General features: G+C 65.3%; 22 protein-coding genes and 1 tRNA gene. 12 read left to right on the forward strand and 11 right to left on the reverse strand.

The genetic code is table 11. The annotated features are described in order from the left end of the window. A complete protein-coding gene (locus IAG41_RS09820) occupies window positions 1-204 on the forward strand; it encodes a helix-turn-helix transcriptional regulator (RefSeq protein WP_262408566.1) in 204 nt (67 codons plus the stop codon). Here the strand turns inward: IAG41_RS09820 and IAG41_RS09825 are convergent. From IAG41_RS09825 to IAG41_RS09845, 5 genes are all read right to left on the reverse strand, one after another. Further along, window positions 147-1250, reverse strand: a complete 1104-nt coding sequence (locus tag IAG41_RS09825; protein WP_187728423.1) for a PGN_0703 family putative restriction endonuclease — start codon at window positions 1248-1250, stop codon at window positions 147-149. The two genes, IAG41_RS09820 and IAG41_RS09825, sit on opposite strands and share 58 nt — an antisense overlap. A 42-nt stretch (window positions 1251-1292) precedes the next feature. Further along, window positions 1293-1559: a hypothetical protein gene (locus tag IAG41_RS09830; protein WP_187728424.1), complete on the reverse strand. Its 267-nt coding sequence runs from the start codon at window positions 1557-1559 to the stop codon at window positions 1293-1295. Window positions 1560-1733: 174 nt separating this feature from the next. Beyond that, complete coding sequence (locus IAG41_RS09835; protein ID WP_316251131.1) at window positions 1734-3464, reverse strand: site-specific integrase; 1731 nt, start codon at window positions 3462-3464, stop codon at window positions 1734-1736. A gap of 102 nt (window positions 3465-3566) precedes the next feature. Continuing rightward, window positions 3567-3641, reverse strand: a tRNA-Gln gene (locus tag IAG41_RS09840). Window positions 3642-3715: 74 nt separating this feature from the next. Then, window positions 3716-4813, reverse strand: a complete 1098-nt coding sequence (locus IAG41_RS09845) for a branched-chain amino acid aminotransferase (RefSeq protein ID WP_187728426.1) — start codon at window positions 4811-4813, stop codon at window positions 3716-3718. A 63-nt stretch (window positions 4814-4876) separates the two neighbouring features. On the opposite strand from IAG41_RS09845, the gene IAG41_RS09850 reads away from it, so the two are divergent. Then, window positions 4877-5362 carry a MarR family winged helix-turn-helix transcriptional regulator gene (locus IAG41_RS09850; protein ID WP_187728427.1) on the forward strand — a complete coding sequence of 162 codons (486 nt, stop codon included), beginning with the start codon at window positions 4877-4879 and terminating at the stop codon, window positions 5360-5362. Between the two features lies 1 nt (window position 5363). Here IAG41_RS09850 and IAG41_RS09855 read toward each other — a convergent pair whose 3' ends face one another. The 6 genes from IAG41_RS09855 to IAG41_RS09880 form a co-directional block, all read right to left on the reverse strand. Continuing rightward, a complete protein-coding gene (locus tag IAG41_RS09855) occupies window positions 5364-5972 on the reverse strand; it encodes a hemerythrin domain-containing protein (protein WP_187728428.1) in 609 nt (202 codons plus the stop codon). Between the two features lie 66 nt (window positions 5973-6038). Beyond that, window positions 6039-6824, reverse strand: coding sequence for a pyrroline-5-carboxylate reductase family protein (locus IAG41_RS09860; RefSeq protein ID WP_262408567.1), 786 nt, complete (start codon window positions 6822-6824; stop codon window positions 6039-6041). Next, window positions 6821-7327: a YbjN domain-containing protein gene (locus IAG41_RS09865; protein WP_187728429.1), complete on the reverse strand. Its 507-nt coding sequence runs from the start codon at window positions 7325-7327 to the stop codon at window positions 6821-6823. The genes IAG41_RS09860 and IAG41_RS09865 overlap by 4 nt, the downstream gene beginning before the upstream one ends. 118 nt (window positions 7328-7445) lie before the next feature. Further along, window positions 7446-7745 carry an accessory factor UbiK family protein gene (locus IAG41_RS09870; protein WP_187728430.1) on the reverse strand — a complete coding sequence of 100 codons (300 nt, stop codon included), beginning with the start codon at window positions 7743-7745 and terminating at the stop codon, window positions 7446-7448. Between the two features lie 19 nt (window positions 7746-7764). Then, window positions 7765-8322, reverse strand: a complete 558-nt coding sequence (locus tag IAG41_RS09875) for a TspO/MBR family protein (RefSeq protein WP_187728431.1) — start codon at window positions 8320-8322, stop codon at window positions 7765-7767. Between the two features lie 134 nt (window positions 8323-8456). After that, window positions 8457-9209: a TlyA family RNA methyltransferase gene (locus IAG41_RS09880; RefSeq protein ID WP_187728432.1), complete on the reverse strand. Its 753-nt coding sequence runs from the start codon at window positions 9207-9209 to the stop codon at window positions 8457-8459. A gap of 124 nt (window positions 9210-9333) precedes the next feature. Between IAG41_RS09880 and IAG41_RS09885 the strand changes: the two genes are divergently transcribed. From IAG41_RS09885 to IAG41_RS09930, 10 genes are all read left to right on the forward strand, one after another. Then, the gene (locus IAG41_RS09885; RefSeq protein ID WP_187728433.1) at window positions 9334-10011 is read left to right on the forward strand and encodes an RBBP9/YdeN family alpha/beta hydrolase; all 678 of its coding nucleotides are present in this window, start codon (window positions 9334-9336) and stop codon (window positions 10009-10011) included. A gap of 168 nt (window positions 10012-10179) precedes the next feature. Beyond that, the gene (locus tag IAG41_RS09890; RefSeq protein WP_262408568.1) at window positions 10180-11184 is read left to right on the forward strand and encodes an alpha/beta hydrolase; all 1005 of its coding nucleotides are present in this window, start codon (window positions 10180-10182) and stop codon (window positions 11182-11184) included. A gap of 67 nt (window positions 11185-11251) precedes the next feature. Continuing rightward, entirely contained in the window at window positions 11252-11638 is a 387-nt protein-coding gene (locus IAG41_RS09895; protein ID WP_187728434.1) for a MerC domain-containing protein, read from the forward strand. Between the two features lie 53 nt (window positions 11639-11691). Beyond that, complete coding sequence (locus IAG41_RS09900; protein WP_187728435.1) at window positions 11692-12150, forward strand: Fur family transcriptional regulator; 459 nt, start codon at window positions 11692-11694, stop codon at window positions 12148-12150. Window positions 12151-12234: 84 nt separating this feature from the next. Further along, the gene (dxs, locus tag IAG41_RS09905) at window positions 12235-14160 is read left to right on the forward strand and encodes a 1-deoxy-D-xylulose-5-phosphate synthase (protein ID WP_187728436.1); all 1926 of its coding nucleotides are present in this window, start codon (window positions 12235-12237) and stop codon (window positions 14158-14160) included. Next, window positions 14153-14911, forward strand: coding sequence for a helix-turn-helix transcriptional regulator (locus tag IAG41_RS09910; RefSeq protein WP_222950609.1), 759 nt, complete (start codon window positions 14153-14155; stop codon window positions 14909-14911). The genes dxs and IAG41_RS09910 overlap by 8 nt, the downstream gene beginning before the upstream one ends. A 1473-nt stretch (window positions 14912-16384) precedes the next feature. Then, window positions 16385-17089, forward strand: coding sequence for a transferrin-binding protein-like solute binding protein (locus IAG41_RS23540; protein ID WP_410468084.1), 705 nt, complete (start codon window positions 16385-16387; stop codon window positions 17087-17089). A 428-nt stretch (window positions 17090-17517) separates the two neighbouring features. Continuing rightward, entirely contained in the window at window positions 17518-18552 is a 1035-nt protein-coding gene (locus IAG41_RS09920; RefSeq protein WP_262408571.1) for a COX15/CtaA family protein, read from the forward strand. Continuing rightward, window positions 18549-18863 carry a divalent-cation tolerance protein CutA gene (cutA, locus tag IAG41_RS09925; RefSeq protein ID WP_187728438.1) on the forward strand — a complete coding sequence of 105 codons (315 nt, stop codon included), beginning with the start codon at window positions 18549-18551 and terminating at the stop codon, window positions 18861-18863. Before IAG41_RS09920 ends, cutA begins: the two co-directional genes overlap by 4 nt. Beyond that, on the forward strand, window positions 18860-19714 hold the full coding sequence (locus IAG41_RS09930) for a hypothetical protein (protein ID WP_187728439.1): 855 nt from the start codon (window positions 18860-18862) through the stop codon (window positions 19712-19714). Before cutA ends, IAG41_RS09930 begins: the two co-directional genes overlap by 4 nt. Window positions 19715-19735: the final 21 nt, after the last annotated feature.

The raw sequence follows: 19735 nt of genomic DNA on the forward strand, positions 1-19735 counted from the left end.
ATGCGGCAGCTGGTTGGACGGAACGTGCGAAAGGCCCGGGCCGCTAAGGGCTGGACGCAAGAGCAACTCGCCGAGAAGAGCGGCTTCAGCCAGCAGTACATTAGCGGCTTGGAACAGGGTAAGCGGAACCCCACCATCGTCTCGGTTTACGAAATCGCGCTTACCTTGGACGTGTCGCACCTGGAGCTGTTGCGGCCGGATTGATGCCTGTGCCGCTGCAGGAACCTTGGTTGCGAGCGCCCCTGCGTTTCAGCAGGCGGCCGCCGATCGATGAAATCCCCAACCAAGCGATCGATTGCCGACCAGTCGGTGTAACGCTGGTGGAGTGCGTGCGCATGGTCGCGGGCGCCAGCGTGGTCGATGGCGGCGATCACCTGCTCCAAGCTGAGGAAGGCAAAGGGCACGTGGCCCGGCAAGCACGGATTGAGCTGGGCTTGATATAGGTCAGCGGCTCGGGCGACGGCATCGTTGTGCTGCGGCGCGATCAGCACGAAGTCCGCCTGAGCAAAGTCTCCTCGGATCAGCGCGGCTTGGGTGAGGAGATGCTCTCGCACCAGCTGACGAATGCTGGGCAATTGTAGCAGGGCGCTGGCTGGTTCTCTGTAGAGCGCAGATGCCTCAGCGAGATCGTCGTAACGGGCGACATTGTTGGATGCGGCCTCCCCCATTCCTTCCGAGTATTTGAGCTCGATACCGACGAAGGCCGGAGCGCCGTCGTGGCGTTCATAGCTCACAGCGATGTCGTACGCCGTGCCGTCGCCGGTAAGCTCGGCGGCGCCGCGCCCAGGCGAGAACTCGAAAGCAATCGCGCGAACGTCAGCAATCGGCAATTGCGGCAGGAGCAGACGAAGAACGCGGGCGGCAAGCACATGGTCGAGCGCGAGCGGACCGAACAGGTTGAAGGCAAGCGGGTGGGAGCTTAGCGCGTTCGCGATCAAGCGCTTGGCATGAATCAGGGCACCGGGCTGCCGATACGCCACGCTCAACCTCGCCAGCCGAAACAGGTCTTGGCTGAGGAAGTTGCAGCCAACCTCCGCGTCGGCCGTCGTCAGCAACGAACCGACGAGGCGTTTGCCGCCACGCCGGGTGGTGTGACGACCAGCTTCTAAGCCCTGTTGCTGACGCCAAATCGACTGGAGCAACCGCGCGCAGGCGCGGAAACGCGTATCGCTCGGCTCATAAGCATGATGCTGACGAAGGATCGAGTTTGGCACGATCGGCGGCGGCGTTACGCTCAGGACGATGCTCATGAGGACTTTGATCTCCTTGCTGAAGCAAGGGCTTCATTCGGTCTAACGAGATCGTGCCAGTTGAACTGAGCGGAGCACCGCGAAAAGCGCCTCCAGGCCCCGTGGCTCAAGGGGCTTGGCATGACCGTCAACGAAGAGAACGCCGGTGGTCGGGTAGTAGCTGAGCGAGGCCGTGACCTTGAGCTGATGGGCGTTGTTAGCTGGCCGACGAACGTCATACCCTGCCGCCAGAAGGGCGGCGATAGCGGCTGTCGTAGCGGGCGCATCGGCTTCTCTGTGCCGGGCCACTTCCATCAATTCATAACGCATGCGGACCTCCTGAAATCGTTCTTTCCCGAGGGCGGAAGAGAGAGATGGATGGAGGCAGAGGGGAAGGCAGATTTTGATGGTTAGAGAGATAGGGGGGAAGGCAGATAGAGGGGGGATGGGGGATGGGGGATATAGCGCTCAGGCCAAGGGACACACATCCTGTCAGTTGTGCCTTCAGGGCTGAGATCGCGGTAACCCCTCAAGCGTTAGCTTTGGCCGGATACCTTCGATCCCCTCCTGCAGCTGCTCGATCTGAAACGATTTTGTGTACCGGGCCGTCTCACCATGCGTGGCGTGTCCGGTCAGCCGATCGATTACAGGCTCGGGCACATTGCTCCACTGCATAAACGTGGTGGCGCTGTGCCGAAACGAGTGGAAATCAAGTTCCGCTTCGTAGAGTTTGACATCCTTACGGTAGCGCGTGAACCACTTCGAGAAGTTGTGGCCAAGGCGGCTATCGGCACCACCACCTTGCAGCCGGGGAAATACGCGGTCTTCGCCAGCCGCTCGCTGCTCCTCTACATATTCGAGGAGACCCAACGAGATTAGCTGGGAGTGTATCGGCACCAGACGCACGGCGTTGGCGTTTTTGAGCCTTTTCTCGCCCGCCGTCGCGTTGATATCGAACACCCAGATGCCCTGCTCGGTCCGGACATCGTTGACGGTCAGCTGACAGATTTCCTCCTGCCTGAGCCCAGAAAATACCGCGATCAAGGGAAGCCAATACCGCTCATCGCGTATGACCATTGCCCCAGGCTTCGATCTGCGCAGTTCCGACTTGCAACCCGACCACACCGGCGAAGAAAACAGCGCATTCAGCTGATCTTCCGTCCACATGGCCCGTTGCTCATGGGCGCGCTTGGCGCTGGCGAATTTGAAACCAGCGAAAATATTCGTCTGCGCATGGCCCGCCTCGATCGCAGATTCCCACAGCGTGGAAAGAGCGTTGATGTGGCGTTGCGCCGTGCGCGGCGACAGTCGTGCAACCTGAAGATCGCTGGTCATCGTCGCGATGTCAGTCGCTACCAGGCCTCGGTACTTTGCCGCCTTCCCATAGTCCGCAGGAAGGTCGCGCAAGAGGTTCTTGATCCGTACCGCTTCATCCCGGACGTATTCGGACAAGGGTCGATCACCCGCCATTTCTGCGAACAATTGATAGCTCTTCCGAGCCTGAGCTGCGGTTTGGAGCTCCCAGTTGCCGTGCCGAATTTGAGCCTTGCGGAAGTTTTCAGCCGCCTCGGTGAAGAGCGGTGCATCCACTGCTGCAGGCCGATTTTCAGCTGTGGCAGGCTCGGTCCGGATCACGACAGGCGCTTCGATCGCTCGGGCCAATTCCATGCGCAGCAGCTGATCTGTTGGAGTATAGGAGAAATCGCCTTCGTACCGAGCCTTCAAGGCTTGGGCGAGATCGACGCCACCACGTAGCATCGCCTGCTGTACCTGGCGTACTTCGTGGTCGTTCAGCTTTCCGGTCAGTCCGCTCTTCTTGATCGCCCAGGCAGCAGTGAAATCAGCCGAACCAAAATTGCTGCAAGCAAGGTCGCTCCTGGCATCCTCCGCTACATCGATCCAATGACGAAGACGTGCCTGGCGCCCCTCTTCGTTGGTCGACAACCTTCCAAGCAGCCGTAGCTGATTTTCCCGGTCCAGCACGGTAGCGTAGAAATCCTGCACCATGCGGGCAAGGTCGGCATCAGACAGCATCGGGGAAAGTCTCAGGTCAGCGAAAAGTTCTTCCGAGCGAAGATACATCAGGCGCGCACTACCGCCAGCGATCCCCGCGTTCGTGGTCCGCAAGCTACAGCACAGTTCGGCGCGCCGCAGAAGCATCCGCATGTCGAGCGGGACTGCTCGCCTGAAGTAATAGACCCCCGCCCGACGCTGGGTATTTGGCACCGCTGACATGCCTCGATAACGCCTTTCTGTAACAGGGGTCTGTAACAGTCCCCAGCCAGAGCTCCGGCGATATCGACAAAACCAAGCATCTTCAGGTGCTTGGTGAAAAGTTGGCTGGGGCGGCAGGATTCGAACCTGCGAATGGCGGCATCAAAAGCCGCTGCCTTACCACTTGGCGACGCCCCAACACATGCCGCTAATCCGGCGCGGGAGTGGGGCTTATAGAGCCCTCCGCCCGCGATGGAAGCCCCGACCGCGCGTTAGAAAAGCCGCTGCAGCCAGCCGTGCGGATCGGGAGCCTGGCCGCGCTGGATCGAGACCAGCTGCTCGCGCAACTTCTCCGTCAGCATGCCCGGCCCGCCATTGCCGATCTTGAAGTCGAAGCCGTTGCCGCGCACTGCGCCGATCGGCGTCACCACTGCGGCGGTGCCGCAGGCGAACGCCTCGCGCAGCTTGCCGCTCTCGGCATCGGCCTTCCACTGGTCGACCGCATAGCGCTCCTCGCGCACTTCGATGCCGGAGTCGCGGGCGAGCGTCAGCAGCGAGTTGCGCGTGATGCCGGGCAGGATCGTGCCGCCCAGCGGCGGGGTCGCGATCGAACCGTCGTCGAACACGAAGAACACGTTCATGCCGCCCAGTTCCTCGACATAGCGGTTCTCGACCGCATCGAGGAACACCACCTGGTCGCAGCCCTGCTTGATCGCTTCGGCCTGGGCGATCAGGCTGGAGGCATAGTTGCCGCCGCACTTGGCAGCGCCCGTGCCCCCCGGCGCCGCCCGCGTGTAGTGATCGGAGACCCACAGCGTCACCGAAGGCGCTCCACCCTTGAAATAGGCGCCGGCGGGCGATGCGATCACCATGTAGAGATATTCGGACGCGGGCTTCACGCCGAGGAACGTCTCGCTCGCGAACATGAAGGGCCGCAGATAGAGCGACGCGCCCTCGCCTTCCGGGATCCAGTCGCGGTCGATGCTGACCAGCTCGCGGATCGAGGACAGGAATAGCTCCTCGGGCAGCGGCGCCATCGCCATGCGCTCGGCCGATTCGCGGAAGCGCGCGGCATTCGCCTCAGCGCGGAACAGGGCCGCGCCACCATCGGGCAGGCGATAGGCTTTGAGGCCTTCGAAGATCTCCTGGGCATAATGGAGCACGGCGCAGGCGGGATCGATCGAGATCGGCCCGCGGGGCTGCACCCTGGCGTCATGCCAGCCCCGATCGACGGAGTAGCGGATCACCACCATGTGATCGGTGAAGACCTTGCCGAACCCGGGATTGACGAGGAGCGCGGCACGATCGGCGGCGGCGACCGGGCTGGTATGCGCCTCGAATTCGAAATCCAGGATCGTCGCGTCTTCCATCACAGCTTCCATCTGGGGGCCTCGGGTTGCGAACGACTAGGCTCGGTGGCAGAAAGCGTCAACATGGCTGCCCCAATTCCCGCCTCTCCGCTATTCCTGCGCGAGCCAGAAATACGTCGCGGCATCGAGCTGCTCTATTTCGGTTACGCCCATCTTACGCGGTCGATCGATGCCGGGCTGGCGCGCCAGGGACTGGGTCGCGCCCACCACCGCACGCTCTATTTCATCGCGCGAAAGCCCGATCTGACGGTGAGCGAGCTGCTTGCTTTGCTCGGCATCACCAAGCAGTCGCTCGGCCGCGTGCTGGGCGAGCTTTCGGATCGCGGCCTGGTCGAGACCCGCACCGGCGCGAAGGACCGGCGCCAGCGGCTGCTGCGGCTTACCTCCGCGGGCGCCGCGCTCGAATCCGAGCTGTTCGACGCGCTGCGCGAGAAGATGTCCACGGCCTATTCGAGCGCGGGCCAGGGCGCCGTGGGCGGCTTCTGGGCGGTGCTCGAAGGGCTGATGCCCGAAGAGGAACGCGATCGCGTGGCCGCCCTCGGGCGGTAACTCACGCCACCTTGAAGCCTTCCTTGTTCATCGCCAGCGTCAGCGCCTTGTTCTTCTCTTCGGAAAGCTGGGCACGCAGCATCGGGAACAGATGCGTCTCCTCCTCGCGCATATGCTTCTCGATGTCGGCGCGGAACTGGCGGACCTTCATGATCCAGTCGGGCGATGCGGTGGGCGTATTCTCCAGCTCGTAGAGATACTGCTTCACATAGCCATGGTCCTTGTTGAGCGCGTCGGCCGCGTCCTTCTGCCCGGCCTCGCGGAGCGCCGGATAGATGACATTCTCTTCCTCGATCGCGTGCTTGGTCAGTGCGTGCTTGAGGTGCGCGAGCAGCATGTTGCGGCGCATTGAAGCGGTCTCGTCGGTCATCTCGATCGAATCGAACACCTTCAGTGTCGCCACATGCTCGGCCGCGAGCGCGTCGTCCCAATTGCCGGCGAGCACGGTTGGCGCCTGGACGGCGGCCTTTCGTCCGAACATCGCGAGCAATCCCAGCGCGGCACCGCCCGCGGCGGCCCCGGCGATCATGCCCAGATTGCCGCCATTGCCGGTCTTTTTCAATCCGGTGAACCGTCCGTTCTTGTCGCGTGTTGCGCTGGTCGTCGCCATGGCCGTCTCCATCGAATGAGTTCGGCTGCACAACCGTTCGGGAACGCGGGCGTTCCGAAATTCGCGCTATTTCCGCGCTTCGGCGGCCATTTCGGCGGTGCGTCGCGCGGAGGCCGCAAGGGTCTCGCCAAGCAATGCCTTGAGCGCATCGTCATGGTCGAGCACGTTGAGGCCCTGGCGCGTCGATCCGCCGGGGCTGGCGACGCGGTCGGCGAGCACCGAAGGCGGTGCATCGGCCTCAGCGGCGAGCAGGCCCGCGCCTTCCACCGTCGCGATCGCGAGCCTTTGTGCCTGCTCGGCCGGGAAGCCCAAAGCGGTACCAGCCTCCGCGAGCGCGTCGATGAAGCGATAGACAAAGGCGGGGCCGCAGCCGGAGAGCACGGTTCCTCTGTCGAACAGGCCCTCGTCGTCGATCCATTCGACGAGGCCGAGCGGTGCCATCAGATCGTCGATACCGGGTATACGCGCACCGTGGAGCGCGACGACGCCCTTGCCGAGCGCGACCGGCAAATTGGGCATGGCGCGCACCATCGGATGGCCGGGGAAGCGCCCCTCAAGCGTCGCGACATCGGCGCCGGCGAGGATAGAGATCACGCCATATTCGCCCGCCGGAAGCGGCGGGATCTCGTCGATCTGCTGCGGCTTCATGCCGAGCTGGATCAAATCGGGCGGGGGCTCGTCGGGAAACGCCCTGCCCTGCCGGACGCCCGCTGGCAGTTCGCGATCGTGACGATTGACGACGAAGACGTTCTCTGCGGCGACCGCGCCGCTTTCGATCCAGCGGCGGAGCATTGCTCCGGCCATGTTCCCGCAGCCGACCAGCCAGAGCCTGAGCGGCCCGGGCGTGCTCATGCCTCGCCTTGTGTCTCGATCAGCGCGGAGGCCAGCGCATCGGCGGGCGTCTTGCCGCCCCACAGCACGAACTGGAACACCGGATAGAAGCGCTCGCACTCGTCGATCGCGCTTTCGACCAGCAGCTCGGCCTGGCTGAGCGTCAAGGTCGCATCGCCATTGGTGTCGATCATCGCGGCGTGGCGGAACAACAGGATGCCGCTCTGCGACCATAATTCGAAATGGCCGATCCAGAGCTGCTCGTTGACCAGCCCGATCGCCTCATAGACCGAAACACGGCGCTCGTCGGGCACCCGCACGTCCGGGAACGCCAGGAACTGGAGCACGCCGTCTTCCTCGCGCCAGATCGCGCGCAGCTCATACTGGGTCCAGCTGCCCTTGACCTTGGCGACGATCTCGTCGTCCTCGCGCTCGAAGCTCCAGCCATGCGCCGCGAAATAGCTTTCCAGCATGTCGATCGGAGCAGCGGCTTCGTCGCGGTCGTATTCCGCTTCGTCGAGCATCAATACCTCCACTCGGCAGGACGGGACATGCCAAGTCCTGCCAATGGCGCCGGAGACGCACAAGCGCGGCGTGCGCAACCCTGTCGAAAAGCTGTGGACAAGCGGTTTACCGTAATACTCAAGCGTCGCCCTGCGGCTTCTTGGGCTTGGCAGCCTTGGGGGCGGGCCTCGCTCCGCCAATCTGTGCCTCGAGCGCTTCGATCCGCACCTTCAGCGCATCATTCTCGTCGCGCGCGGCCGCCGCCATCGCCTTGATCGCGTCGAACTCGTCGCGGCTGACGAAATCGAGCCCGCCGATCCAGGTCTTGGCGCGCTCGCGCGCAGCGGCCTCGCCTTCGCGCGCCATCCCTGCGACGGTGCCTGCCGCGCCGTTCACGAACTTCACGAAATCGTCGAACAGGCGGTTGTCGGTCTGCATTTCAAAATTCCCACAGTCTTCAGATAATCTGGATTTGGTTGCTCGACCGCGCCGGTACAATCCTCGACGCGTCCGGATTCAGCTCGTTGATCCGGTAAAGCAGGAAGCCTGCATAGCATATCCAAGCCAAATACGGCACCAGCAAGATCGCCGCGCCGGTGCGCACCTTGCCGAACAGGAAGGTGGTGACCAGCGCCAGGCCGAACAGCACGCCGATGATGATCAGCGCCGTCCTGACCTCGTGCAGGCCGAAGAACACCGGCGACCAGGCGAGGTTCAGCGCCATCTGGATCACGAACAGCACGATCGCCGGCGTCCGCATCCGCGATCCGCGCGCGTTGATCACCATCGCCAGCGCCAGGCCGAGCAGCACGTAGAGAATCGACCAGGCGAGCGGGAACGCCCAGCCCGGCGGCATGCCTTCGGGCTTCACCAGCCACAGATACCAGGGATTCTGGTCGCCGCTGGGCACCAGGCGGGCGGAGAGAAAACCGAGCAGGAGGATCAGCGGTACGGTGAAAATAGCCCAACGCAGATAAGCCAGCCGCAACTGGCCCTTGGATGCGATCTCGCTCAACCTGATGCTCCCCTTTCCGCCTGCAGGCCCCGTGCCGCGACGCGGCAACGGGCTTCAAGCGGATTTGCGCGTTGTTACGCGGCGTGCCCCCGATAATCGCGAGACTAGGAAGATTTATGTTACGGTTGCAAGCGCTACCGGGCGGCCGCTTCATTCTTTCGCTGCGCCGCAATGAGGAACTCGACATTGCCTTCGGGTCCGGTGATCGGGCTTTGCGCGATTCCGGCGACCTCCCAACCCCTCGACTCCAGCCATTCCGCGACTTCGCGGCAGACCCGCGCATGGATTTCCGGATCGCGGACCACGCCGCCCTTGCCCACCTCGTTGCGTCCCGCCTCGAACTGCGGCTTGATCAGCGCAAGCAGTCGTCCGTCCGGCTTGGCGAAGCCGAGCGGCACGTCGAGCACCTTGGCGAGCCCGATAAAGCTCGCGTCGCAGACGATCAGGTCGACCGATTCGGGGATATGCTGCTCGGTGAGGATGCGCGCGCTGGTCTGTTCGTGGACGATCACCCGCGGATCCTGGCGCAGCTTCCAGGCGAGCTGGTTGGTGCCGCTGTCCACCGCATAGACGCGCGCCGCGCCGCGGGTGAGCAGCACATCGGTGAACCCGCCGGTGGACGAGCCCACGTCGATCGCCACCGCGCCGGTCACGTCCCAGCCGAAATGGTCGAGTCCGTGCGCCAGCTTGATCCCGCCCCGCGAGACCCAGGGATGATCGCGCCCGCGCACTTCGATCACGGCCTCTTCGGCGAGCATCTGCCCCGGCTTGTCGATCTTGCGCTCGCCGGCAAAGGCGAGACCCGCCATAATGAGCGCCTGCGCCCGAGTCCGGCTCTCGGCGAGCCCGCGATCGACGAGAATCTGATCGGCGCGCAGCTTGGCCATGGGCTCCTTTAGGCGCCGTTTTCAGTCCGGCGCAACCGCCCCTCGATCCGCCGCAACCCTATTGCCTATCAATCCAGTGGGAATTAAATCGAAGCTCCGGCCTCCCCTCCACCGGAGTGGAAAAATGACGATCTTTTCTCCTCTCGACGATCAATCGCCGATCATTCTCACCGTCCCGGGGCTGGGCGGATCTGGCCCGTCGCACTGGCAGACCCTGTGGGAACAGTCGCGCCCCGACACGCATCGAGTCGAACTCGGCATGTGGGACACGCCACACCGCAACGCCTGGGTGACCAAGCTCGATCAGGCGATTCGCCAGGCCCAGGCGCCAGTGGTGCTCGCCGCGCACAGCCTGGGCTGTCTCGCCGTCGCCTGGTGGGCCGAGCTTGCCGGGCAGCCGTTCGGCTGGCCCGTCGCCGGCGCGCTGCTGGTGGCCCCGGCGGACGTCGATCGCTCCAGCGCGCCTTCGGAACTGAGCGCCTTTCGTCCCGCACCGAGCAAGCTTCTGCCCTTCCCCTCGATCCTGGTGTCGAGCAGCGACGACCCCTGGATCGCACCCGAGCGCGCGCGGGGGCTCGCCAACACCTGGGGCAGCTTCTTCATCGATGCGGGTCCGCAAGGGCATCTGAACGCCGCCAGCGGCATCGGCTGGTGGGAGGAAGGCCAGATACTGCTCGATCGCGTGCTCGATGCGGCATCGGACCGGACCGGCAAGCTGCGCTCCGCCGCCGAGGCGCGCTCGCTGCTCGCGATCAACGCCACCGACGCCGCGCAGGCGCATTATCTGGGAGCGTCGGCATGAAACGACTCGAGCTGCCGCACGATCGGGGAAAATCACCGCGGCCCGCTGGAAACGTAAGGGAAAGCTACTACATAGTGCAGTAGCGGGCGTGGCCGGGTGGCGTACCCTAGAGCGTCACTCGGCCTACGTCCCAAGGGCCCTCGGCCACGAGCCCCTCGGATCGCAACCTTGCGCACGCGCGAAGCGCGCGGCACACCTTACGCCATGGATCGCCGTGATGTGCTCGCCGCCGGCCTCGCCGGCACGCTCCTCCCCGTCGCGGCGAACGCGCGCGGCACCGTGGGGCCGATCAAGCCCGATGCCAGCATCAATCTATGGCCCGGCGAAGCGCCTGGCCTGCTCGATCCCGACCTCCACGAGCGGCTGACCGAACGCAGCAAGGATCCGGCGATCGCCGACCGCGCGCTCGATCGCATCCGCACTCCGCGCCTCGACATATTCCGCGCCGCCAAGCCCAACGGCGCTGCGCTGCTGCTCATCCCCGGCGGCGGCTATGAGCGCGTCGTGCTCGACAAGGAAGGCTATGAGCTCGCCGCTCTGCTCACCGCGCGCGGCGTGACGTGCTTCGTACTCTTCTATCGCCTGCCCGCCGAAGGCTGGAGGGATGCGCCCAACGCGCCGCTCGCCGACGCTCAGCGCGCGATGCGGCTGATTCGCGCACAGGCGGCGAAATGGCAGGTCGATCCCCTGCGCGTCGCCGCGATGGGGTTCTCGGCCGGCGGGCATCTCTGCGCCGATCTGGCGACTCGCTTCGATCGCAAGGTCTACGATCCCGTCGACGCGGCGGACGAGGGCTCGGCGCGCCCGATGCTCGCCGCGCCGGTCTATCCGGTGGTGACGATGGACCCCGCCTTCGCCCATGCCGGTTCGCGCGAGAAGCTGATCGGCAAGAACCCCGGGCCCGAACTCGAGGCCGAGCATTCTCCCGATCGCCAGGTGAGTCGCGTCACCCCGCCCTGTTTCCTGCTGCATGCCGAGGACGACGATGTCGTGCCGGTGGAAAACACCATCCTCTTGCGTGCCGTGCTCAAAAAGGCCGGCGTGCCGGTCGAGACGCACATCTTCGAGAAAGGCGGCCATGGCTTCGGCCTGCGCGGCGCCGTCGGCAAACCGGTCGCGATCTGGCCAGAGCTCTTCCATGGCTGGGCCAAGGCGCACGGCCTGTTCGGCTGAAACACCGGACGCAATAATGCGTCGATGATATGTTGTACCTTTACCTTTGCGGGTCTATATCGCGCTCATGTTGGTGAGTCTCCCGATCGCCCGTTTCTGGGAAGGTATCGATTCGCGCTTCGATCGCATTGCGATGGGGATCAGCGGATTGTGCCTGGTACATTGTGTCGCGACCACCGTCCTGCTCACCGTCATTTCCTCCGCAGGCGGCCTGCTCAATCCCGCGATCCACGAGGTCGGGCTCACGCTGGCGATCGGCATGGGCGTGATCGCGCTCGGCCGCGGCATCGCCACGCACGGCTATATGATGCCCGCGGTGGTCGGCGCGTTCGGGCTCGGTATCATGGCCGGCGCGCTGTCGCTGCCGCATGGCAATTTCGAGATCTTCTGGACGTTGGTAGGCGTCTCGCTCGTTGCGCTCGGCCACGACCTCAATCGCCGCGCGACCTATTGACGCGCCCCAATGCGCACCTTGTCCCGGGGCCTTGCCGGGCCTAAATCCCTGATATGCATGCGCACGAACATCATGAGCACCACGGCAACGACCTGACTCGTGCCGCCCAGACCACGCTGGAGAAGTCCGGCGAGCAATGGACGGCGATGCGCGAGCGCGTGTTCGAAGCGCTGGCCGGGTTCGACAAGCCGGCATCGGCCTACGACATCGCCGAGGCGGTGTCGAAGGCGGAGGGCCGCCGAGTCGCCGCCAACAGCGTCTATCGCATCCTTGACCTGTTCGTCGGGTCGAACCTGGCGCGCCGGGTCGAGAGCGCCAACGCCTATATGGCGAACACCCACCCGGACTGCCTGCACGACTGCATCTTTCTGGTTTGCGACACTTGCGGCCAGACCACGCATATCGACGACGATTCGATCACCAAGACTGTCCGCTCGGCCGCGAAAAGCGCCGGATTCTCGCCGGTTCGCCCCGTGATCGAAGTCCGGGGCAAGTGCTCCGATTGCGAGTGAGCGGGCCGCTTCTGCACCGGAAGTGCATGTAAAAACCCGGATTTGACCGTTCGACTTGCGCCTCGCTCTGGGTTAACAGGCGCTATGGCCGATCTACCCAAGACGCCGTTGCTCGACTCGGTCGACACGCCTCAAGACCTTCGCAAGCTCAAGCCGCAACAGCTCCGGCAACTTGCCGACGAGCTGCGCCTCGAGACGATCAGCGCCGTCGGTACGACCGGCGGCCATCTTGGCTCTGGACTGGGCGTCGTCGAGCTGACGGTGGCGATTCATTACGTGTTCGAAACGCCCGGCGATCGGCTGATCTGGGACGTCGGCCATCAATGCTATCCGCACAAGATCCTGACCGGGCGGCGTGACCGCATCCGCACGCTGCGCCAGGGTGGCGGCCTTTCAGGCTTCACCAAGCGCAGCGAGAGCGAATACGACCCGTTCGGCGCGGCGCACTCCTCCACCTCGATCTCGGCGGCGCTCGGCTTCGCGGTCGCCAACAAGCTCGGCGACAAGCCCGGCAAGGCGATCGCGGTGATAGGCGACGGCGCGATGAGCGCGGGCATGGCCTATGAGGCGATGAACAATGCCGCGGCGGCGGGCAACCGCCTCGTCGTCATCCTCAACGACAACGACATGTCGATCGCCCCGCCAGTGGGCGGCCTGTCCGCCTATCTCGCGCGGCTGATCTCGTCGTCCGAATATATGGGCCTGCGCAACCTCGCCAAGCGCGTGACGCGGAAACTCTCGCGCCGCCTGACCGCGGCGGCCGGCCGGGCCGAGGAATATGCCCGCGGCATGGCGACTGGCGGCACGCTCTTCGAAGAACTCGGCTTCTATTATGTCGGCCCGATCGACGGCCATAATCTCGAGCATCTGATCCCGGTGCTGGAGAATGTCCGCGATGCCGAGGAGGGCCCAATCCTCGTCCATGTCGTGACCAAGAAGGGCAAGGGCTATGCGCCCGCAGAGGCCGCGGACGACAAATATCATGGTGTCCAGAAGTTCGACGTCATCACCGGCGCCCAGGCCAAGGCCCCGCCGGGCCCGCCCGCTTATCAGAACGTCTTCGCCGATCAGCTGATCAAGGACGCCGAGAGCGATCCACGGATCGTCGCGATCACCGCGGCGATGCCGGGCGGCACCGGGCTCGACCGCTTCGCCAAGGCATTCCCGGACCGCACCTTCGACGTCGGCATCGCCGAGCAGCATGCGGTCACCTTCGCCGCCGGCCTTGCAGCGCAAGGCATGCGCCCGTTTTGCGCGATCTACTCGACCTTCCTCCAGCGCGCCTATGATCAGGTCGTCCATGACGTCGCGATCCAGAACCTGCCGGTGCGCTTTGCGATCGATCGCGCGGGCCTGGTCGGCGCCGACGGCGCCACCCATGCCGGCAGCTTCGACATCACCTATCTGGCGACGCTCCCCAATTTTATTGTGATGGCCGCCGCCGACGAGGCGGAGCTAGTCCATATGACGCACACCGCGGCGTTGCATGACGACGGCCCGATCGCGGTGCGCTATCCGCGCGGCAACGGCGTGGGCGTGGCGCTGCCGGAAATCCCGCAGCGGCTCGCGATCGGCAAGGGCCGGGTGGTACGCGAAGGGAAGACGGTGGCGATCCTGTCCTTGGGCACCAGACTGGCGGAGGCACTCAAGGCCGCCGACATGCTCGAGGCCAAGGGGCTGTCGACGACCGTCGCCGATCTGCGCTTCGCCAAGCCGCTCGACGAGGAACTGATCCGTCGCCTGCTCACCACGCATGAGGTCGCGGTGACGATCGAGGAAGGCTCGATCGGCGGCCTCGGCGCGCACGTCCTCACCATGGCGAGCGACCAGGGTCTGATCGATGCCGGCCTCAAGCTGCGCACGATGCGCCTGCCCGACATGTTCCAGGACCAGGACAAGCCCGAGCTGCAATATGCCGCGGCGGGCCTGAACGCCGAGAACATCACCGACACGGTGCTGAAGGCGCTCCGCTACAACGAAGCCGTCGCCACCGATGGGGCGCGTGCCTGAGACAGACTTTTCAGCGCTGAACCATGGCGAGCGCACCGCGCTCGACCTGCTCGCGCAGGGTCACACCGCGAAGAGCATCGCACAGATCACCGGACGCTCGGTGACCTCGGTCAACGAGCGGCTGCGCGAGGCCCGCCGCAAGACCGGCGTGGGCAGCAGCCGCGAGCTTGCGCGCCTGCTCGCGGCACAAGAAAATCGGGACAAGCAAATCGGGGTGGCAGCAGCGGCGGCGGTCGCGGCAGGTCCGGGCCAGGAAGCCGCGGTGACAGGTGTCCGCGGTCTGCAGACCAGAGGAGCCGTCCTGATGGGTTTCACCTTGCTCAGCGGCATCGCCGCGCTCGCCATGATCTCGAACCCCGCTTCGGCGCCACAGCAGGTGCCCGGCGATGCCGAATTCAACATCACCTTTCCCGACGCGCGGATGGACACGCGCAACCTCTATGCGCAGCTGCGCGGCGAGACGCGCGACCCGGCCTGGGCCGCACCGCGCGAGCAGGCGCTCCGCGCACGCTACGCAAGGCTGGTACACGCCGCTCGCATGGCGCGCCCGGTGCGGGTGACCTGCGGCGCGACGCTCTGCGAGGTCGCCGGCGTGATGCCCACGGGCGATGAAAAGCTGGTCAACGAGACGATGAGTGAAATGCAGGGCGGCGAGCTGGACAAGGAGATGGGAAAGCTCGGATTCAAGAACGGAGGCCAGCTCTTCACCGGGGGCAGCTTCATCACCTACTGGCTTCGCAAAGAGCCCTAACCGCGGGCTGAGCAAGAGCAGGCCGAGAGTAACCGATCCGCTTTTGGACTAAAGCAGCAGCGCTTCGGAGAAGATCCATGCGGCGGCAATCGCGCACCACAGCGTTGATGGGAGCGGAGCACCAACTCCTCGCGGTTAAGCATGTTGCGGGAGAATCTTGATCGGCGCGAGCGGGCCACGCCTCCGCAGAACAACCGGAAGATCACGTAAGTTCGGGGCGCAAGCCTCGGAGAAACGCGCGCTATATTGCCCGAGGGCATCACCTGTGCCACACGAAGGGCGGGGGGGATTCAGAACATGCGCGCATATATATGGTTATCAGCTTGCTCGGTGCTGCCGCTCGTTGCGAGCTGCGGGGGCGGGGGCGGCGGGATCGCCTCCACACCGGCGCCGCCGGTAGCCGCACCGACGCCGACCCCTACGCCCACTCCGACGCCGACGCCCACTCCGATCCCTACTCCGACTCCGACTCCGACACCCACTCCGACTCCGACGCCAACGCCGACACCGACGCCTACCAACCCCTCGCTCGCCGAGCTGACCGTCAGCGAAACCTTTGCCACGTACGGGGCGGTGGCCAACGCCAGCTATCCGGGCGGCGGTACCAGCCCGATTCCCGGCGAGACGGTACCGGTCAAAGTCTATTACGACGCCGACACGCACAGCTACACGGTAACGGAGGGCAGCCGAAACCAGCTGTTCCGCCCCGCCGACATCCAGCCCACGACGGATCCGCGAGGCCGCCCCTATGTCCGCGCCGAGGGAGCTGTCACGGACACGCTGTTCCTTTCGCAGCCCGGCGATGCGGGGAACTGGACCTACCGCTACGCCGGCACCGGCCTGTGGCGCCGGACCGAATCCGTGAACGGCGCGAACAACACCCGCCTCGCCGCGTTCAGCTATGGCGTACGCAGCCCGGACGCGGCCACCCCGCGCAACGGCAGTGCGAGCTTCGCGGTCATGGTGAACGGGCAATATGCGACCGACCAGAATTGGATGGACTTTGACGGCGCGGGGGTGTTGCGGGCCAATTTCGCGACGGGCGATTGGGTCTTGTCTGGCGTGACCCGCCAGCGCGTGAATCAGCCCCATAGTGGGGAATATCAGTGGATCTACTATGACCAGTTGCGCGGCAGCGGCTTGCTCGCGTCCGGTGCCAACGCCCTGATGGGCTCGATAGAGATAGGAAATTACCCGAAATATTCCGGCCCTCTCCAGGGCGCCTTTTATGGCCCGGGCACCGAGGAGATCGCCGCAAGCTTCTATCTCTATGGCTCCGACGGGGCGAGTGGCTCGCGCCAGGGAGCGGGGACGCTGATCGGGCGGCGCGGCACCACGGCGCCCGTACTGGAAACGCTAACGTCGATGCTCGCACCGACGTCGTTCCAATATTATTCGTCGGAAACAGCCTATGTCGCCAACGCGGACGGGACGTATCGCGACGCGACGCTGACGCCCTTTTCCCAGAGCAGTATGGGCTACAAGTCCGACCCGCGGACATATGACGTCGGCGGCAACATCGTATACGGCCCCGGCGAGCGCGTGGCGGCCGAGAGCGACGCGCGGTTCACTACCTTTCGTGTTGAGCTGCCGTATCCATACCCTGGCAACGGGGTCTTCACCCGGACCTTCACCGTCTACAATTCCGGCCCCGGCAACCCCGAGTTGGTGCTCAACTATCTCAGCTTTGCGGAAGAGGCCTATGTCATCCCCGACGGCAGGCGGATCGATACCTGGCGCGTCTTCGGCATCGAGACCCTCCCCCTCAACGTGCCGCGCACCGGAACCGGCGCGTATCGCGGCGTGGTCTACGGCTCCGCGATCGGCGCGGGGGGCACTGCCGACCGCTACACGTTGAACGGCACGGTCGGGATCGACGCCGACTTTGCCGCGCAAAGCTTCACGGGCTCGATGGCGCTGGGCGTCATCAATAGCCGCACGTCGGCGCCGAGCGACCTTGGCACCTACAGCTTCAACCAGCTCTCTTTTCCCGGCAAGGACGGCTACGGCAATGTGCTAACCGCCGACATCACCGGGACGGCGGGCACCACCGGTCGGCTCTACGCCCATTTCTTCGGTCCCGCGGCCGAAGAGGTCGGCGGCCATTTCTCGCTGATCACGCCCGGCGCCGGCACCGTGCTGACCGCGACGGGGACGCTGGTCGCCAAGCGGCCCTGACGACCGCGGCGGACTGAACGATCGTCGTTGGCCGCTTGCAGACAGGCGGCTCTTCGGCGCGAAGCTCGGGAAGCCGCGTTCAGCCTCAGGCCGAGAGCGGAGCACCCGCCCTCGGCCTATAGGCTCTGGCCCAGGCGCGTCCTAAACGGCAAACATCGGGCGCAAAACCGCCACGCCCTCTTGCAATGTAGGACTCCCCCTGCTTCCCTCATCCGCGCCCGCCGCTCGAAAAGCGCGGGCACAAGGAGCAGGATGCGCCAGCTTTCCATCACGGATTCCGTCATTCGCCGAGCCGCACGGGCGGATGTACGCGCGCGATATCGCCCGGGAGGTTTTTTTCACATTGCAGGTGTCAACTTTGTCAACTTAGCCGCCGGCGCTCCCGCCCCAGACTCGCCTTTCCGCCACGTGGCGGTTAGACGCGCGCCATGCTGCAGATGACCACGCTCCCCGTCACCGCCCGCCCGCGCGCGCTCGCCAACTGGCTTTTCGCGGTCGCCGCGCTGATCGTGCTGATGGTCGTGATCGGCGGCATCACCCGGCTCACCGAATCCGGGCTGTCGATCACCGAGTGGAGGCCGATCTCGGGCGTGATCCCGCCGCTCAACGACGCGCAGTGGCAGGCCGAGTTCGCCAATTACAAGCGCATCCCCGAATATCAGCAATTGAACCAGGGCATGACGCTCTCGGGCTTCAAGGCGATCTTTTTCTGGGAGTATCTCCACCGCCTGCTCGGCCGGGTGATCGGCCTGGCCTTCGCGCTGCCGCTGATCTGGTTCGCGGTGCGCGGGCGGATCCCGCGCGGTTACGGCCCGCGTCTCGTCGCGCTGCTGGCGCTGGGCGGGCTTCAGGGCGCGGTCGGCTGGTGGATGGTTGAATCCGGGCTGAGCGTCCGCACCGATGTCAGCCATATCCGTCTCGCCACCCACCTGCTCGTCGCATTGTTCACGCTTGCCGGCATCGTCTGGACCGCGTTCGACCTGCTCGCGCTGTCGCGACACCGCGGCGAACGCCCAGCCGCTCTTAAGCCGCTCGGCGCGGCGACGCTCGTCATCCTGTTCGTCCAGCTGATGTTCGGCGCGCTCGTCGCTGGGCTCAATGCCGGGCTGGTCACCAATGAATGGCCGCTGATGAACGGCCATTTCTTCCCCGGCACCAGCCAGGCCGGCGAGAGCTTCGGCTACGCGCTGTTCAACGATCCCGCGATCGTTCATTTCGTCCATCGCTGGTGGGCCTGGGTCGCGGTCGCCGCTTTGATCCTGCTCGCGCGCAAGGCCCGCGCCGCGAACGACCGCCCCGCCTCGATCGCGATCCACACCGCCTTCGGCCTCCAGATCCTGCTCGGCATAGCCACCGTGATGAGCGGCGTGCCGATCGCCCTCGCCGCGCTCCACCAGTTGACCGGGGCGCTGCTCGTCATCGCCACGACCTGGGGGGCACACGCGATCGGCCGCGGCCGGTGACCGACACCGCGCTCCTCTACGTCGCCTGCGCGGACCGCGCAGAGGCGGAGCGGATCGCGGAAACCGTGCTGACCGAGCGGCTTGCCGCCTGCGTCAATGTCCTGGCGTCGTGCCGCTCTTTCTATCGCTGGAACGGGACGGTCGAACGCGGCGAGGAAGTGCCGGTCTTGTTCAAGACCACGCCGATGCTCGCGCGGCGGCTCCGCGATCGCATCGCCGCGCTCCATTCCTATGACCTGCCGGTGATCGAGACCTGGCCGGTGGCCGCGGGCGAACGGGTCGCCGCCTGGATCGCGGACGAGACCGGATGATGTTCCTCGCAGCCGCGCTGCTCCAGGTCACCGCCGCGCCCGTCTTCGCGCCACCGCTCGATGCGCCGCTGCGCGTCGTCACCGAGCGCGTCGAGACGGGGACAAGCGCACGCCGCTTCCGCATGGAGCGCCTCGTCCGCTTCGCGCGGGAGGAAGCGGGCTATCGCGCCGAAGTCGTCATCCTGGGGATCGCCAGCGACACGCACGAGGCCAGTGGCACGCTGTACGAAAGCGGTTTCGGCTCGCTCGCGGGCCAGATCCTGGTGTTTCACCTCGATTCCGCCGGCCGGGTTCTCGCGATCGACGACATGGCGCGTATCTGGGGCCGTATCTGCAGCGGCGTGGCCGACAATACCGCCGCCCGGCGCAACCTGCCGTCGGCGGATCGCGCCGCCCTAGCCAAACGGCTCGAGACGCCATTGGTGGCAATGCCCGCCGATCGCCAGCGCGAGTTGATCGGGTCGCTGGTTGCCGCACTCGTTGCAGAGGAGGCCGCCGAGCCTGTCGGGACCAAGCCGGTGCGCATTCCCGGCGCCCTGCCCTTTGGCGGCGCGGTGACGATGGAGGGCGAGCGTGTCCTTTCCGGCGCAGGTGACGCAAGGATGCGCAGCGTGACGCGCGCTTCGGCCGAGGCGCCGCTCGCCCCCGAAGGCAGCGCGCCGGCGCGCGCCGGTCGGGTCGAAGTGGAGATGCGGCGCGAATTCGATTCGAAGTCGGGGCTGCTGACACAGAGCACCGACACGACCTTCACGCGGGTGGGCAGCGGTGCGGAGGCGCGAGAAACGCGCCGCGTCACGACGCTCCAGGTTGCCCCGATCCGGCCCGAAGCCTGGCCGAAAGTTGGGCGGTAGTATATTACCCGTCAGCAAAGT

Source organism: Sphingomonas sp. JC676 (assembly GCF_014489075.1).
GTDB lineage: Bacteria > Pseudomonadota > Alphaproteobacteria > Sphingomonadales > Sphingomonadaceae > Sphingomonas.

Bases quoted from the DNA above. Each gene is read 5' to 3' on its own strand.
- IAG41_RS09820 (WP_262408566.1), top strand. From the start codon at position 1: ATGCGGCAGCTGGTTGGACGGAACGTGCGAAAGGCCCGGGCCGCTAAG.
- IAG41_RS09825 (WP_187728423.1), bottom strand. From the start codon at position 1,250: ATGAGCATCGTCCTGAGCGTAACGCCGCCGCCGATCGTGCCAAACTCG.
- IAG41_RS09830 (WP_187728424.1), bottom strand. From the start codon at position 1,559: ATGCGTTATGAATTGATGGAAGTGGCCCGGCACAGAGAAGCCGATGCG.
- IAG41_RS09835 (WP_316251131.1), bottom strand. From the start codon at position 3,464: ATGTCAGCGGTGCCAAATACCCAGCGTCGGGCGGGGGTCTATTACTTC.
- IAG41_RS09845 (WP_187728426.1), bottom strand. From the start codon at position 4,813: ATGGAAGACGCGACGATCCTGGATTTCGAATTCGAGGCGCATACCAGC.
- IAG41_RS09850 (WP_187728427.1), top strand. From the start codon at position 4,877: ATGGCTGCCCCAATTCCCGCCTCTCCGCTATTCCTGCGCGAGCCAGAA.
- IAG41_RS09855 (WP_187728428.1), bottom strand. From the start codon at position 5,972: ATGGCGACGACCAGCGCAACACGCGACAAGAACGGACGGTTCACCGGA.
- IAG41_RS09860 (WP_262408567.1), bottom strand. From the start codon at position 6,824: ATGAGCACGCCCGGGCCGCTCAGGCTCTGGCTGGTCGGCTGCGGGAAC.
- IAG41_RS09865 (WP_187728429.1), bottom strand. From the start codon at position 7,327: ATGCTCGACGAAGCGGAATACGACCGCGACGAAGCCGCTGCTCCGATC.
- IAG41_RS09870 (WP_187728430.1), bottom strand. From the start codon at position 7,745: ATGCAGACCGACAACCGCCTGTTCGACGATTTCGTGAAGTTCGTGAAC.
- IAG41_RS09880 (WP_187728432.1), bottom strand. From the start codon at position 9,209: ATGGCCAAGCTGCGCGCCGATCAGATTCTCGTCGATCGCGGGCTCGCC.
- IAG41_RS09885 (WP_187728433.1), top strand. From the start codon at position 9,334: ATGACGATCTTTTCTCCTCTCGACGATCAATCGCCGATCATTCTCACC.
- IAG41_RS09895 (WP_187728434.1), top strand. From the start codon at position 11,252: ATGTTGGTGAGTCTCCCGATCGCCCGTTTCTGGGAAGGTATCGATTCG.
- IAG41_RS09900 (WP_187728435.1), top strand. From the start codon at position 11,692: ATGCATGCGCACGAACATCATGAGCACCACGGCAACGACCTGACTCGT.
- dxs (WP_187728436.1), top strand. From the start codon at position 12,235: ATGGCCGATCTACCCAAGACGCCGTTGCTCGACTCGGTCGACACGCCT.
- IAG41_RS23540 (WP_410468084.1), top strand. From the start codon at position 16,385: ATGGGCTACAAGTCCGACCCGCGGACATATGACGTCGGCGGCAACATC.
- IAG41_RS09920 (WP_262408571.1), top strand. From the start codon at position 17,518: ATGCTGCAGATGACCACGCTCCCCGTCACCGCCCGCCCGCGCGCGCTC.
- IAG41_RS09930 (WP_187728439.1), top strand. From the start codon at position 18,860: ATGATGTTCCTCGCAGCCGCGCTGCTCCAGGTCACCGCCGCGCCCGTC.